The sequence below is a fragment of the Thiemannella venezuelensis genome, assembly GCF_014203605.1.
GTDB lineage: Bacteria > Actinomycetota > Actinomycetes > Streptosporangiales > Streptosporangiaceae > Planomonospora_A > Planomonospora_A venezuelensis.
The window spans coordinates 215,271-229,727 of record NZ_JACHJJ010000002.1 but is presented as its reverse complement, the minus strand read 5'-3'; the positions used below and the strand labels follow the sequence as shown (position 1 = coordinate 229,727).

At 72.7% G+C, this 14,457-nt stretch carries 11 protein-coding genes; 5 read left to right on the top strand and 6 right to left on the bottom strand.

Going from position 1 to position 14,457, the window contains the following annotated elements; translation table 11 throughout:
• Window positions 1–127 precede the first annotated feature (127 nt).
• The 3 genes from FHS22_RS04590 to FHS22_RS04580 form a co-directional block, all read right to left on the bottom strand.
• A complete protein-coding gene (locus FHS22_RS04590) occupies window positions 128–2,302 on the bottom strand; it encodes a bifunctional copper resistance protein CopD/cytochrome c oxidase assembly protein (RefSeq protein WP_260407652.1) in 2,175 nt (724 codons plus the stop codon).
• On the bottom strand, window positions 2,299–2,928 hold the full coding sequence (locus tag FHS22_RS04585) for a copper resistance CopC family protein (RefSeq protein WP_184938716.1): 630 nt from the start codon (window positions 2,926–2,928) through the stop codon (window positions 2,299–2,301). The genes FHS22_RS04590 and FHS22_RS04585 overlap by 4 nt, the downstream gene beginning before the upstream one ends.
• Before the next feature lie 83 nt (window positions 2,929–3,011).
• Window positions 3,012–4,304 carry a helix-turn-helix domain-containing protein gene (locus FHS22_RS04580; protein ID WP_184938714.1) on the bottom strand — a complete coding sequence of 431 codons (1,293 nt, stop codon included), beginning with the start codon at window positions 4,302–4,304 and terminating at the stop codon, window positions 3,012–3,014.
• Between the two features lie 763 nt (window positions 4,305–5,067).
• Here FHS22_RS04580 and FHS22_RS04575 point away from each other — a divergent pair.
• Entirely contained in the window at window positions 5,068–7,290 is a 2,223-nt protein-coding gene (locus FHS22_RS04575) for a molybdopterin cofactor-binding domain-containing protein (RefSeq protein ID WP_184938712.1), read from the top strand.
• 35 nt (window positions 7,291–7,325) lie between these two features.
• Complete coding sequence (locus FHS22_RS04570) at window positions 7,326–8,702, top strand: NCS2 family permease (RefSeq protein ID WP_184938710.1); 1,377 nt, start codon at window positions 7,326–7,328, stop codon at window positions 8,700–8,702.
• A 48-nt stretch (window positions 8,703–8,750) separates the two neighbouring features.
• Here FHS22_RS04570 and FHS22_RS39135 read toward each other — a convergent pair whose 3' ends face one another.
• Window positions 8,751–9,665, bottom strand: coding sequence for a SecDF P1 head subdomain-containing protein (locus FHS22_RS39135; RefSeq protein WP_184938708.1), 915 nt, complete (start codon window positions 9,663–9,665; stop codon window positions 8,751–8,753).
• Between the two features lie 468 nt (window positions 9,666–10,133).
• Here FHS22_RS39135 and ald point away from each other — a divergent pair, with 468 nt between their 5' ends.
• Window positions 10,134–11,249, top strand: coding sequence for an alanine dehydrogenase (gene ald, locus FHS22_RS04560; protein ID WP_184938706.1), 1,116 nt, complete (start codon window positions 10,134–10,136; stop codon window positions 11,247–11,249).
• Between the two features lie 72 nt (window positions 11,250–11,321).
• Here the strand turns inward: ald and FHS22_RS04555 are convergent, their stop codons facing one another.
• Window positions 11,322–12,017 (bottom strand): DUF3105 domain-containing protein, encoded by a 696-nt coding sequence (locus FHS22_RS04555; RefSeq protein ID WP_184938704.1) that lies wholly within the window; start codon window positions 12,015–12,017, stop codon window positions 11,322–11,324.
• A gap of 121 nt (window positions 12,018–12,138) precedes the next feature.
• Here FHS22_RS04555 and FHS22_RS04550 point away from each other — a divergent pair, with 121 nt between their 5' ends.
• The gene (locus FHS22_RS04550) at window positions 12,139–12,801 is read left to right on the top strand and encodes a DUF305 domain-containing protein (protein ID WP_184938701.1); all 663 of its coding nucleotides are present in this window, start codon (window positions 12,139–12,141) and stop codon (window positions 12,799–12,801) included.
• Between the two features lie 73 nt (window positions 12,802–12,874).
• On the top strand, window positions 12,875–13,171 hold the full coding sequence (locus FHS22_RS04545; protein ID WP_184938698.1) for a DUF3467 domain-containing protein: 297 nt from the start codon (window positions 12,875–12,877) through the stop codon (window positions 13,169–13,171).
• Window positions 13,172–13,313: 142 nt separating this feature from the next.
• Here FHS22_RS04545 and trpS read toward each other — a convergent pair whose 3' ends face one another.
• On the bottom strand, window positions 13,314–14,372 hold the full coding sequence (trpS, locus tag FHS22_RS04540) for a tryptophan--tRNA ligase (protein WP_260407651.1): 1,059 nt from the start codon (window positions 14,370–14,372) through the stop codon (window positions 13,314–13,316).
• Window positions 14,373–14,457: the final 85 nt, after the last annotated feature.

Sequence of the window (14,457 nt, the reverse complement as noted above, 5' to 3'; positions counted from 1 at the left end):
TGGATGAGCGTGGCGCGTGACAGGTCCAGCACTGCACCCGCTGCGGCGATGCCCCAACCCCTGTCTGCAAGGTTACCGGCAGGCGGCCGGGGCGGCGCACGAAGGATAGAGGTCCGTGTCCGTCGCGCTACTCCCCGCGATCGCGCCTGTCGAGCTTGGCGAGGTAGTCGTTGTACGCGTCGAGCTCGGCGTCGCCGCTGCCGCCGGTGCGCGCCGCGGCGGCGTCGGCCCTGCGGTCGGCGCGCCGGGCCCGGCGGTCGTCGTCGCGCCACCACTGGAAGGCCAGCGCGATCAGCACGATCAGCGTCGGGATCTCCCCGAAGCCCCAGGCGATGGCCCCGCCGTCCTGCTGGTCGGCGAGGGAGGAGGCGCCCCAGGTACGGCCGAGCTGGTCGTACCAGTCGGCGGCGAGCACGGTGCCCATGTTCATCAGCGCGATCCCGAAGAACGCGTGGAAGGGCATGGTGACGAACAGCAGGATCAGCCGTGCCACGTGCGGGAGCCGGTGCGGCGCCGGATCCACCCCGATGATCACCCAGAAGAACAGGCAGCCGCTGAGCAGGAAGTGCACCGTCATCGCGATGTGGCCCAGGTGCTCCTCCATCGCGGAGGTGAACAGCGGGGTGAAGTAGAGGGCGTAGGTGGAGACGACGAAGACGGCGGTGGCGATCGCCGGGTGGCCGACGAAGCGCACGAACCCGCTGTGCAGGATCACGGTCAGCCACTCGCGGGGGCCCCGGTCCCCCCGGCGGGCGGCCGGCCGGAGCGCGCGCAGCGCCAGGGTGACGGGGGCGCCGAGCACCAGGAAGATCGGGACCAGCATGGACAGCGTCATGTGCTCGGCCATGTGCACGCTGAACAGCACCTTGGCGTAGCGGGCGACACCGCTCTGGGTGGCGACCAGCAGGATCAGCACGCCGGTGAACCACGCGAGCGTACGGCCCCACGGCCAGGAGTCGCCCCGCCTGGCGAGCCGGAGCACGCCCGCGAGGTAGAGACCGGCGAGCAGGGCGACCAGCGTGCCGGAGAACAGGTCGAACCACCACAGGGAGGCCAGGTTGGCCAGGGAGATCTCCGGCGGCATGGAGTAGCCGAGCAGTTCGAAGGCCCGGTCGACCGGGAGGACCGCGGGGGGCGGTGCGGTGCGGGAGAGCGCGACGGCCAGCCCGACGGCCGCGAACATGATGAGGATCTCGCCGGAGGCGAAGCGCACGAACGCCCCGCTCCCGCCCGAGGCCAGCGCGGGCAGGGTCCGCCTCCGGTGCCACCAGCCGGCCGCGCCGAGCAGCGCGAACGCGGCGGTCTTGGCCAGCAGCAGCAGGCCGTACGCGGAGGTGAACAGCTCGGCGGCCGAGGTCAGCCGGGCCACCACGCTGAACAGGCCGGACAGGCCGACGCCGACGAAGCACCACAGCGCCATGGAGGAGAACCGGGCGGCGGCGACCTCCAGCTGCGCCTGCCCGCGCAGCGCGTGGGCGCAGAGCACGGCGAGCCCGCCCACCCAGAGCGCGAGGACCACCAGGTGCACGGCGACGCCGGTGGTGGCCAGGTCGTGGTTGGGAGAGGAGGCCGAGTGGCCGGTCAGCGCGGGCGGGAGCAGGGTCGCCAGGGCGAGCACGAGCAGGCCGCCGGCCGCCCCCGCGGTGATCGCCCCCCGGGCGAACAGCGCGAGCGCCAGCGAGAACAGCACGACCAGGGTGAGCGCGATGCCCTGGGAGACCTGGCCGGCGAAGCTGGTGAGCTCGTCTCCGCCGAGCACGTCGGCGACGGGCAGGCCGAGCGCGTCGGACAGGCTGAAGACCATCGTGGCGACCGCGGCGCCCGCCCAGACGAGGGCGAGCCAGGAGGCGGCCCTGACATAGGCCAGGGCGGCCTTGCCGAGCAGGCCCTTGTCGCTGGGGAGGAAGACCGCGGCGGCCAGCAGCGCGCCCACGGTGAGCACGCCGGCCGCGTCCATCGTGAGCTTGGCCAGCGGCAGCCCCCAGCGGGTGAGCGCGCCCTCGTCGGACAGGCCGGGGATGATCCGGGGGCTCGCGGCGCCGGTCGCGACCATCGCGGCCACCAGGGCGGCGACGGCGGCGGCGGCCACGGCCAGCGCCAGCCGCACCGTCCGGGCGGTCCCGTCCCGCGCGGGGCCGGCGACCGCCGGCTCGTTCCCGCCCTGCCGGGATCCGCCCTGTCCGGGCCTGCCCTGCCCCGGTCTGCCCTGCCCCGGTCTGCCCTGTCCTGCTCCGGTCCGGCCGGCGCCGCTCCGCGGCGGCTTGGCGGTCCGGTCGCTCCGGCCCTTCTCCGCGGCGCTCATGGCTGCTTCTTGTTGCGCATGCTGAAGAACATCCCGATGCCGACGCCGGTCAGGCCGCCGACCACGAGCCAGGCCCAGCCGGGCACCCCGCCGCCGGAGCCCTCCGCTCCCGCCGTGTCCGCCGCCGGGGTGAGCGGCACCGTGGTCGACGGGGCGGTGGCCGACGGAGCAGCGGCCGACGGGGCGGTGGTGCCGGAGCCCTCCGGTGCGGGGCTCTCGTCCGGGGTGGCGCTCCCGGACGAGGTGGCGCTCGGCGCCGGGTCCCCGGCCAGGGTGAACGGGATCTCGCCCTCGATCGGGTGGCCGTCGGAGGAGACCACCCGGTAGGCGATGACGTACTCGCCCGGGGGGAGGCCCGCCTTGACCTTCTGCCGCACCACCGCGCCGTCGGCGGCCGGCTTGCCGTCGTGGTACGGCGTGCCGTCCCCGGCGCGCAGGACCACGTTGGGGAAGCGCACCCCGGCGCTGAACGTCAGCTTCACCTCCTCCAGGCTCTCGACCTTCTCCCCCTTGGCGGGGTCGCTGCTCTTGAGCGTGTCGTGGGCGAAGGCAGGCGAGGCGGGGGCCGTACCGAGGACGAGGGCGGCGAGCAGCACGAAGGCGGCCGCGAAAGGGGAAGTCTTCATGGCAACCCCAAGGCTACCGAGGCCGTGGCCCGGTCCCGCCCCGTCTCCCGGCATTGCGGCCGGGCCGCACCGCCGCCCGCGCCCTACAGGCCGACGCAGGCCAGCGCCCGGTGGTAGGCGGCCACGCTGCGCTCGGGCTCGTCGATCCGCTCCAGGATCTCCGCGGCGGTCAGCCAGGAGTGGGCGGTCAGCCGGGTGGCGGGCACCTCGTCCAGCAGCCGCGCCGCCGTCGCCAGCTCGAGCAGCGCCTCGTCGTGCCTGCCCAGCTCGGCCATGGTCTGACCGGCCAGGAGCCGGACCTTGGTCTGGAGGTCCTTCGACACCCCGTCCAGCATGTCGCACACCGTGCGGATGTGCTGCACCGCCCGGTCCGGCTGACCCAGCAGCAGCTCGGCGTGGGCGAGGTTGATGGCGCAGCGCATCCTCGCCGTCCGGGTGACCGGGCTCTCCGCGAGCTCGACCTCCACCCGGAGCAGCAGGTCGCGCCAGGCCTGGGCCTCGGCGGGCCGCACCATCAGCATGAGCTGCGCGTAGTCTCCGCGCAGCCGCCACAGACGGCCGGCGTCGCCGAACTCCGACTGGATGGTGACGGCCCGCTCGATGTGCGCGACCGCCTCCTCGCCACGCCCGGATTCCACCGCGACGATCCCCGCTCCCCAGTGTGCGAGGGTCAGTGCGTGCGGTGTGCCGAGCAGTTCGGCGGCGGCCAGCAGCTCGGCGGTGAAGTTCTGGGCGCGCAGGAGGTCGCCGCGCTCGATGTAGGCGGTCAGGAGCTGCGAGGCCAGCGCGAGCAGCTCCTCGGTCCAGGCCGGGCGCACCGCGCCGCCCAGGATCCGCTCGGCCACCTCCACCGCCCGCGTCAGGTCGCCCTGCTCGCGGTGGCACCGGCAGAGCGCCACGGCCACGGCGACGTGCCGCTCGGGCGTCATGTCCGCCGCCCCGTTCCGGCTCAGGCCGTACAGCAGGGCGAGGGCGCCCTCCAGGTCGCCGGATCCCTCGGTCGCCAGTGCCAGCCCGTACTCGGCGTCCTGCCTGACCTTCGGCAGGCCGGCGAGCCCGCCGTCGGCGAGCAGCTCCGCGTAGCGGGTGCGGGCCTCGGCCACCTCTCCGTTGTCCAGCGCCAGCTGCGCGTAGCTCATGTTGAGCTCGATCTCCCGCATCTGCTCGGCCGTCACGCCGTTCACCAGATAGGTGAGAGAGCAGTCGAGCTTCTGGGCCAGCAACTCCAGAACCGCCGGAGTTGGTGTACGTTTGCCACTCTCAATGAGCGAGACGTAGCTGTCGGAGAGTTCGGGATGAGCCAGCTGTGCCTGAGAGAGTCCGCGCTGGCGGCGGACGGTTTTGATGCGCTGCCCGACTAAGTCTTGACCGGCCACGTTACTCCTTGAAAGATATTGACTAGATAGCAGAACCCACGACAGGAGTCTCCCGTGCGCCGACGTCTCGCCTTGTCTGCCCTCGCCGTTATGTTTACGGCCGCAGTGGCCGTCACGGCCAATGCTACGACCGCCACCGCCGATTCGTCTGCCCCTTCTGGGTCCACTGTTCAGCATTCCGCCTGGAACGGCCCCTGGTAAGCCGGGTTCCGGCCCACCCCCGCGGCATGCGCCACCGGTCCCCCGGCACCGTGACGAGCAGAGGATCCCGGCGCCCGCCGCACGACGGCTCCCACTGCGAGCTGTGTGAACGCAGAGGTCCGGGCGCTCGGGGCCTCGCTCCGGCGGAGCGAGGCGGCATGGAGCGCCCGCACCCCGCCCGGAGACCGGGCGGGACGGGCCGGGCGCCTTCGCCCGCCCGCCGCCGCGGACGAGCGGATAAGCCCGGGAAAGCACGACCAATTATTATTCTGGACCGGCGGCGAAAAAGAGATCGGCCCTCCTGCCGGACGGCCGGGCCGGCCCGGCTCCCCTGAGAGCCCACTCTCATCTCACAGCCATTCTTAATCCACAGGGGCAGAGCAGGCGATAATCCGTCACAGCCTTTTCGCAAAAGTGACCGAATTCGCCGCCCACCCGCCGGGAAAACCTTCTCCGCACGCCGGCGTTCATGACGCCGGGACGCCCGGCCGCCGTGCACCGGGTCCCGCGTTCCGCGGCGTGCGCCGTGGCGCCTCCCCGACCGGCTTGATGTACTGGCCGGATGAGCGGAACCGAGACACGGCGCAGCAGCCGGGGCGTCGGGGAGAGCGCGCCGCGTCCCGACGGGACGCTGAAGGTGACGGGCGAGTTCGCCTACTCCTCCGACCTGTACCTCGCCGACATGATCTGGGGCGTGACCCTGCGCAGCCCGCACCCGTCGGCGTGGATCCGCTCGATCGACATCGGCCCCGCGCTGGCGATGCCCGGCGTGTTCGCCGTGCTCACCCACGAGGACGTGCCGGGCGAGAAGTTCTACGGCCTGGAGCGCAGGGACCAGCCGGTGCTCGCCGTGGACCAGGTCCGCTACCAGGGCGAGCCGGTCGCGCTGGTCGCCGCCGACCATCCCGAGCGGGCCCGCCGGGCGGCACGGGCCGTCGTCGTGGACTACGAGGTCCGCGAGGCGGTGACCGATCCGCGCCGGGCGGCCTTCGACCCGGACTGCCCCGCGGTCCACGGCTCCGGCAACGTGCTGCGCCACCAGCCGGTCCGGGTGGGCCTCGGCCCCGCGGCCCTCGAGGCCCCCGTCGTGGTCACCGGGGAGTACGAGGTCGGCATGCAGGACCAGGCCTTCCTCGGGCCGGAGTCGGGCCTGGCCGTACCGGCCGAGGACGGCGGGGTGGACCTGTTCGTCGCCACCCAGTGGCTGCACGTGGACCGCGACCAGATCGCGCCGTGCCTCGGGCTGCCCGCGGAGAAGGTACGGCTGACGCTGGCCGGGGTGGGCGGCGCGTTCGGCGCCCGCGAGGACCTGTCCATGCAGGTGCACGCGTGCATGCTGGCGTTGCGCACCGGCCGCCCGGTGAAGATCGTCTACGGCCGGGAGGAGTCGTTCTTCGGGCACGTGCACCGGCACCCGGCCCGGATGCGCTACGAGCACGGCGCGACCCGCGACGGGAGGCTGGTCTACGTCCGCGCGGAGATCCTGCTGGACGGCGGGGCCTACTGCTCCACCTCCCCGGCCGTGGTCGGCAACGCCGCCTCGCTGGGCGTGGGGCCGTACGTGGTCCCGAACGTCCGCGTCGACGCCTACGGCGTCTACACCAACAACCCGCCGTGCGGCGCGATGCGCGGCTTCGGCGCGGTGCAGGCGTGCTTCGCCTACGAGTCGCAGATGGACAGGCTCGCCGCCGCCTGCGGCCTGGACCCGGTGGAGATCAGGGTCCGCAACGCCGTCTCCCAGGGGTCGCGGCTGGCCAACGGGCAGGTGATCGACTCCCCCGCCCCGCTGGCGGACATGCTCCGCGAGCTCGCCGCGATGCCGCTCCCGCCCGAGGCCTCCGGCGGCCTGCTGGACATGCCCGGCGGCGTCTCGCAGGCCACCCGCGGCGAAGGCGTGCGGCGCGGCGTCGGGTACGGCGTGGGCATCAAGAACATCTGCTTCTCCGAGGGCTTCGACGACTACTCCACCGCCCGGGTCCGGGTGGAGCTGCTCGGCGGCGAGCCGCACGTGCTCGTGCACACCGCGGCGGCCGAGGTCGGGCAGGGGCTGGTGACCGTCCAGGAGCAGATCGCCCGGACGGAGCTGGGGATCGAGCGGGTGACGGTGGCCGCGGCCGACACGGCGGTGGGCTCGGCGGGCTCCTCCTCGGCCTCCCGGCAGTCGTACGTCACCGGCGGCGCGGTCCGGGCCGCGTGCGAGGCGGTGCGGGAGCGGCTGGACGCGCTGCGGGCCGCCGGGGCGACGCTGGCGGAGGCCCTGGAGCGGAGCGGCCCGGTCGAGGAGACCCGGGTCTACCGGCACCGGCCGACCTTCCCGATGGATCCGGTGACCGGGCAGGGCGACTCGCACACCCAGCTCGCGCTGTGCGTGCACCGGGCGGTGGTGGACGTGGACACCGAGCTCGGCCTGGTCAAGGTGGTGGAGCTGGCGGCGGTGCAGGACGTCGGGAGGATCCTGAACCCGGTCGCGCTGGAGGGCCAGATCCACGGCGGCTCGGCGCAGGGGCTGGGACTGGCGCTGATGGAGGAGGTCGTCGTCTCGGACGGCAGGGTGCGCAACCCGTCGTTCACCGACTACCTGATCCCGACCGTCCTGGACATGCCGCCGATGAAGGTCTCGATCCTGGAGAACCCCGACCCGCACGCGCCGTACGGCCTGCGCGGCGCGGGCGAGCCGCCCACGCTCTCGTCCACCCCCGCGGTGGCGGCCGCGGTACGGGCCGCGACGGGGCTGGAGCTGCCCCGGGTGCCGATCCGCCCCCATGACATCGCGCTGAGCGGGTAGGAGGCGATCATCCCCCACGTGCGAGAGGGGGATCCGTGGACCGGTTCTTCGAGCTGTCGGCGCGGGGCACGACCGTCGGCCGGGAGGTGCGGGGCGGCCTGACCACGTTCATGGCGATGGCCTACATCATCCTGCTCAATCCGATCATCCTGGGCGGGGCCACCGACGTCACCGGGGCGAAGCTGTCGGTGCCGCAGCTCACCACGGCCACCATCCTGGCGGCGGCGGTCGGCACGGTCCTCATGGCGGTGGCGGGCAACGCGCCGTTCGGCCTCGCGGCGGGGCTGGGGCTGAACGCGGTGGTCGCCTACCAGGCCGCGCCGCACATGACCTGGGCGCAGGCCATGGGGCTGGTCGTGCTGGAGGGCCTGGTGATCGTGCTGCTGGCCGTCTCCGGGCTCCGGCAACTGATCATGAACGCCATCCCGCTCGCGCTCAAGCACGCGATCAGCGTGGGGATCGGCGCCTTCATCGCGCTGATCGGCCTCGTGGACGCGGGGTTCGTGGCGCGGGGCGAGGGCACGCCCGTGCAACTGGGCACGACCGGGCACCTGTCGGGCTGGCCGGTCGCGTTGTTCTGCCTCGGGCTGCTGCTGATGATCGTCCTGTACGTGCGCAGGACCCCGGCGGCCATCCTGATCGGCATAGCGGTCACGGCCGTGCTGGCGGTGGTGGTGAACTCGGTCGCGGCGATCGACCCGGCGTCCTGGGGCGTGGTGGTCCCGCGCGTGCCGGACGCGCTGGTGGCGGCGCCGGATTTCGGGCTGATCGGCCAGGTCGACCTGTTCGGCGGGTTCGCCAGGGCGGGGGCGGTGACCGCGACGGTCGTGCTGTTCACTCTCGTGCTGTCGGGGTTCTTCGACGCGATGGGCACCATCATCGGCGTCAGCGACGAGGCGGGGCTGGTGGACGAGCAGGGCCGGGTCCCGCGGCTGGGCGCGATCCTGACCGTCGACGGGGTGGCCGGGGCGATCGGCGGGCTCTCCAGCGCCTCGGCGGGCACGGTCTTCGTGGAGTCGGCGGCCGGGGTCGGCGAGGGGGCCAGGACCGGTCTGGCCGCCCTGGTCACCGGCGGGCTGTTCACACTGACGCTGCTGTTCACGCCGGTCGCGACGGTCGTCCCGGCCGCCGCGGCGGCGCCCGCGCTGGTGCTGGTGGGCGCGCTGATGATGACGCAGGCCAAGAACGTCCCCTGGGACGACCTGACCATGGCGATCCCGGCGTTCCTCACGATCGTGCTGATGCCGTTCACCTACAGCATCACCAACGGGGTCGGCGCGGGCGTGATCGCCTACACGGTCGTCCAGGCGGCGACCGGCCGGGCCCGGCGGCTCCCCTGGCTGCTCTGGGTGGTCGCGCTGGTCTTCCTGGTGTACTTCGGCATCGACGCCGTCGAGCGGCTCATCGCCTGAACCGCCGGCGCTCCGGGCCGGGACCGTACGGCGGACGCCCGGGCGCTGTCAGCGCAGGTCGTCGAGGTCGCAGGCGACCCCGTCCCGGTCCTTGTCGACGTACCAGGCGTACTCCTCGTGGATCTCCTTGTAGTAGGGGCCGTAGCCGTTGCGCACCGCTTCCCTGCAGTCCCGGTAACGGGGGTGCGCGTCGCTCCCGGACGACGGACGGCCGCTCGACGTGGGGCCGGCGGCGGGGTTCGTCCTGGTCGCCGCCGGGTTCGCCGTGCGGTTCGCCGCGGGGGCGGTGGCCGGGGCCGTCGCGGGGGACGAGGGGGCGGCGGAGCCGGACGGCGCGCCCGTGGCCGGCGGGGTCGAGGCCCCCGGCCGGGGGGCGCCGGTGTCCGCGCCCGGCACCGTGCTGGGCACCGTGGAAGGCACGCCGGAGGGCACCGCGGAGGTCTCCGCGCCGGGCGTCGTGGAGGGTCCCGCGGGGGACGCCGAGCCGGCGCCCAGGAGCCGGGCGACCATGGCCTCGGCCTGCTCCTTCGTCAGGGAGCCGGAGATCCGCAGGGTGTCCTCGGTGATCACCTCGTCGACGCGGGGGGCCGCCACGACCTTGCCGCCCACCACGATCGCGAGCTGCTGGCCGTCCGCCTCCTCCGTCACGCTGCCGATCTGGTCGCGGAACGCGGGTGCGAAGACGATCCGGACGGAGTACGAGCCGCCGCTCTCCCGGACCGCCTCGATCTTCCGCACGGCGGTGACCTCGATCCCGGCGGCGACCGTGTAACAGGTCTGCCCGGTGTCGTCGGGATAGCCCGTGGAGGACGCGCAGGCTCCCGGCTGCGCCGCGGTGACCGGGGCGAAGTGGATGGGCACGGCCAGCCGGCGGGGCGGCGGGGCGCCGAGCGGCACGTCGGGGTTGCGCGTCATGAGCACCGCGATGGTGCCGAGCACCCCGGTGACCAGCACCACGAGCACCAGCGCGACGATCAGTGTGACGGTGGTGGCCCGGCTGGCCCTGGGCTCGCCGGGCGGCCCGGCGGGCTGCGGCGCCCCGGAGCCCTGCGGGCCCGCGGGCCCCTGGCCTCCCGGTCCCCGGGGAGGACCGTGGGGCGGGTTCGGCGCAGGGCCGCCGGGCCCCGGCGGGGGGCCGTAGGGCGGGTTCGGTGGAGGTCCTTGAGGCCCGGGCGGCCCACCCGGACCCGCGTGCGTCTCCATCGTCATTTCCTGTGTCCCAGCGTTCCTCGCGTCTGCTGCGGTGAGCCTACCGATCTACGCAAAGAGCGTGTAATCAACCGGTCAAATCCATCCGGGTGAACACGTTCAGGAGCTGAAGTTAACAGAATGTAATCACAGGCGATCGACTCTTTGCAGGTTGCGCATGGCGGCCCCTTTCCCGGGAACGCAGAGTGAAGAGGACGACAGGCGCGAATTCATGGAGGGGTCGTGAAGATCGCAGTTCCCCGCGAGGTCAAGAACCACGAGTACCGCGTGGCCCTCACTCCCGCCGGGGCCCACGAGTTCGTCCGGCACGGGCACCGGGTCTTCGTCGAGAGGGGCGCCGGCGCCGGGTCCTCGATCCCCGACTCCGACTTCGAGAGCGTGGGTGCGACCATCCTGGAGGGCGCCGACGACGTGTGGGCGGAGGGCGACCTCGTCCTGAAGGTCAAGGAGCCCGTCGCCGAGGAGTACCACCGGATGCGCAAGGGGCAGGTGCTCTTCACCTACCTGCACCTGGCCGCCTCCGAGGCGTGCACCCGGGCCATGCTCGACTCCGGCGTCACCGGCGTCGCCTACGAGACCGTGCAGACCCCGGACGGCTTCCTGCCGCTGCTGGCCCCGATGTCGGAGGTGGCCGGGCGGCTCGCCCCGCAGGTGGGCGCCTACCACCTGATGCGGCAGGGCGGGGGGCGCGGGGTGCTGATGGGCGGCGTCTCGGGCGTGCACGCGGCCAACGTGGTGGTGATCGGCGCCGGGGTCTCCGGGATGAACGCCGCGGTCATCGCGCTGGGCATGCACGCCGAGGTGGTGCTCCTGGACCGGAACATCGACCGGCTCCGCCAGGCCGACGTCGTCTACCGGGGGCACTGCCAGACCGTCGCGTCGAACACCTACGAGGTCGAGCGCGCGGTCCTCAACGCCGACCTGGTCATCGGCGCGGTGCTGGTGCCCGGCGCGAAGGCTCCCAAACTGGTCAGCAACGACCTGGTCAGCAGGATGCGGCCGGGCTCGGTGCTGGTGGACATCTCCATCGACCAGGGCGGCTGCTTCGAGGACTCCCGCCCGACCACGCACGCCGAGCCGACCTACCGGGTCCACGACTCGGTCTTCTACTGCGTGGCCAACATGCCGGGCGCGGTCCCGCACACCTCGACCTACGCGCTGACCAACGTGACCCTGCCCTACGCCCTGGCCATCGCCGACCTGGGCTGGCGCGAGGCGCTGCGCGCCGATCCCGCCCTGGCCCTGGGCCTCAACACGCACGAGGGGCACCTGACGAACCGGCCCGTGGCCGAGGCGCACGGGCTGGAGGCGATCCGGTTGGAGCAGGTCCTGGCCTGAGAACGCGCCGGCCGGTACGGCTCCCGCGGGAGCCGTACCGGCCGGTGGGTCCTGTTCCCGGGATCCGGGGCGTCAGGAGCTGGGCGACGGGGAGGCCTCGGGCTCCGTGGACGGACTGCCGCTCGGGGCCGGCGTCGGGCTGGCCTCCGGGATCGGGTTCTCCGAGGTCGTCGTGGTGATGTCGCTGTCGCAGGTCGCGCCGAGCTCGGGCGTCTCGGCGCCCTGCTTGTACTTCTGGATGAACTTCGGCAGACGCGGGTCGTCGGCGCTGTTCAGCTTGAGCTGCTTGTTCCAGGAGCTGGCCACGACCTTGGCGGGCAGGCCGGGGTACGGGCTCAGGAGCATGAAGTCCTTGGAGGCCAGCTCCTTCAGGGTGTCCACCTGCTCCTTGGGCAGATCCGGCTGGTAGGTGATCCACACGGCGCCGTGCTCCATCGAGTGCACGGCGTTCTCGTTGTTGATCGGAGCGTCGTAGATCCCGCAGTTCTGCCACGCCGGGTGGTGCGGTCCGCCCATCGGCGGGCTCTCCTTGTAGGCCACCTTGGTCTGCACATGCTCGCTGCCGGGGTACTTGGCGCTGGTGACGGCGTCCAGCGAGGTCTCCTCGGCCTGATTGACCATGTAGAAGCCGACCAGCCCGACGAGCAGGACGATGACGGCCCCTCCGACGCCCCACATCAGCAGCGCGGTCTTGCGCTCCTTGGCCTTCTGCTGAGCACGCATCTTGGCGAGGTGGTCCCGCCTTGCCTGCGTCTTGTCCTTCGACATCGTTCCTCCACCCGGCGCACAACTCCGGGTCACCTTATGCCCTCCCGGCGTATAGGGAGAATAAGGGACGGCTGGTACGTGATAACGCGGTGTTCTCCAGGGTGAGTACGCTTGACTGGTCATGGAAAATTCCGCGGAGACGTCTCCGAGCCCCCGGCGGCGCATGGTGCTCGGCGTGCTTCTGGCCTGCCTGGCCGCGGCCGCCGTCCTGGTGCTGGTCCTCGGCCGGAGCGGTGAGCCGACCGACGCCTCCGCCGAGGCCGGGTTCGCCCGCGACATGGCCGTCCACCACGCCCAGGCCGTGGAGATGTCGTTCACCGCCAGGGACGGCAGCACGGACGACGCGCTCAGACTGCTCGCCTACGACGTCATCGTCACCCAGACCGCCCAGCGCGGCATGTTCATGGGCTGGCTGCAGCAGTGGGAGCTCGACCAGTCGAGCGAACGCCCGGCAATGGCCTGGATGGCCGGTCACGGCCACGGCGGCACGGCGGCGACGCCGTCCGCCGCAACGGGTGCGATGCCGGGCATGGCCGGCGAGGAGGAGCTCGGCAGGCTCCGCGGGGCCGCCGGGAAGGAGCAGGAGATCCTCTTCCTCCAGCTCATGATCCGCCACCACGAGGGCGGAGTGCAGATGGCGGAGGCCCTGCTGAAGCTGTCCGACCGCGACGAGGTGGCCACCATGGCCCGGCACATCGTCAACACCCAGAGCGGCGAGATCAAGTTGATGACCGACATGCTCAGGCAGCGGGGCGCCAAACCGCTGCCTTCCATACGTGAATAGCGCCGGTGCGTCCCCCTGCGCGGCCGGATCCCGGTCAGGGCAGCACGGAGCCGACCTGGCCGGAGGAGGCTGAATGGTGAACGACGAGCCGGAGAACCGCCTGGAGGTGAGCATCTCCGCCGAGGTCGAGATGGGGCAGTACGCCAATTTCGCTTCGGTGTGGCACACCCAGGATGGCTTCGTCCTGGACTTCGCGGTGATCACACGGCCGCCCCAGCTCGCCAACGACCCGTCCTCGGGTCAGCACTTCGTCAGCGTGCCCACCCGCATCGTCAGCCGGATCCGCATTCCGCCGAGCCAGGTGTTCGAGCTGATGAAGGCGCTGGAACAGCAGCTCACCCAGTACGAGAACGAGACCGGCCACAAGTAGGCACCGGTCCGCGCCCCGGACGGGGCCGCGGCCCCCGCGACTCCCCGCCGGGTCGTGCGCGAGGGCCGGGCCCCTCCGGGGACGGACCGTGGAGGCCTGGACCGTGGAGGCCTGGACCGTGGAGGCCTGGACCGTGGAGGCCTCAACCCAGGCCGATGGCCCGGCGGGCGGCGGCCATCAGGCCGGAGGTCTCCTCGATCACCCGGGCCGCCGCGGCGGCGAGGAGCCGGTCCAGTTCCGCCGGGTCGGCGGAGAGGACCGCGAAGCGCTCCCGGACCGGGGTCAGCGCCTCGATGACCGCCTCGGCGGTGTCCTTCTTCAGGGCGCCGTACGAGCCGTAGGAGAGCGACGCGACGGGCCGGCCCGAGCAGGCCGCGAGGATCACGAGCAGGTTGGAGACCCCCGGCTTGGCCGCCGGATCGTGGCGGACCCCGCTCCCGGAGTCGGTCACCGCCCTCATGATCTTGCGCCGGATGTCGGCGGGCGGGTCGAGCAGGTAGACTGTCCCCGCCTCCGAGACGGCGGACTTGCTCATCTTCGCGGTGGGTACGGCCAGGTCCATGACCCGGGCGGCGGTCTCGGGGTGGACGGCCTCGGGGACGACGAAGGTCTCGCCGTACCGGCGGTTGAAGCGGAGCGCCAGGTCACGGGTGAGCTCGAGGTGCTGGCGCTGGTCCTCCCCCACCGGGACCAGGTCCGCCCGGTGGAGCAGGATGTCGGCGGCCATCAGCGCGGGATAGGTCAGCAGCGAGAGCCGTACCTCCTCCTGGGCCGCCGACTTCTCCTTGAACTGGATCATCCTGCGCATCTCGCCGTCGTGGGCCGTGCTCTCCATCAGGTACGACAGCTCGGTGTGGGCGGGAACCCGCGACTGGAGGTAGAGCGGGGAGCGGTCCAGCCCGGAGGCCAGGAGCAGGGTCGCCACCTCGCGGGTACGGGCGCGCAGGTGCGCGGGGTCGTGCCTGACGGTCAGGGCGTGCAGGTCGGCGACGGCGTAGACGCAGGCGGCTTCGTCCTGGAGGCGTACGGCGGGCAGGATCGCGCCGAGGTAGTTGCCGAGGGTGAGGCGGCCGCTCGCCTGGAAGGCGGAGAAGACGCGCCTGGGCGCCGGCGCGGCCACCGGGGCCGCCGCCGGAGCCGGCATCCGGGCCGGAGCCGGGGCCTGGGCCCGCACCGGGGGCTGGACGGGGGTCGATGTCATTTCTGTCCCTTTCTCGGTGGAAGGGACCGCCGGACCGCCGGCCGTGGGAAGACGAAACGGCCGCCGGTGGACGGCGGCCGTTCTC

Excerpts from the sequence above, each read along its gene's own strand:
- FHS22_RS04555 (WP_184938704.1), bottom strand. The coding sequence starts at position 12,017 with ATGTCGAAGGACAAGACGCAGGCAAGGCGGGACCACCTCGCCAAGATG.
- FHS22_RS04550 (WP_184938701.1), top strand. The coding sequence starts at position 12,139 with ATGGAAAATTCCGCGGAGACGTCTCCGAGCCCCCGGCGGCGCATGGTG.
- FHS22_RS04575 (WP_184938712.1), top strand. The coding sequence starts at position 5,068 with ATGAGCGGAACCGAGACACGGCGCAGCAGCCGGGGCGTCGGGGAGAGC.
- trpS (WP_260407651.1), bottom strand. The coding sequence starts at position 14,372 with ATGACATCGACCCCCGTCCAGCCCCCGGTGCGGGCCCAGGCCCCGGCT.
- FHS22_RS04585 (WP_184938716.1), bottom strand. The coding sequence starts at position 2,928 with ATGAAGACTTCCCCTTTCGCGGCCGCCTTCGTGCTGCTCGCCGCCCTC.
- FHS22_RS04590 (WP_260407652.1), bottom strand. The coding sequence starts at position 2,302 with ATGAGCGCCGCGGAGAAGGGCCGGAGCGACCGGACCGCCAAGCCGCCG.
- FHS22_RS04545 (WP_184938698.1), top strand. The coding sequence starts at position 12,875 with ATGGTGAACGACGAGCCGGAGAACCGCCTGGAGGTGAGCATCTCCGCC.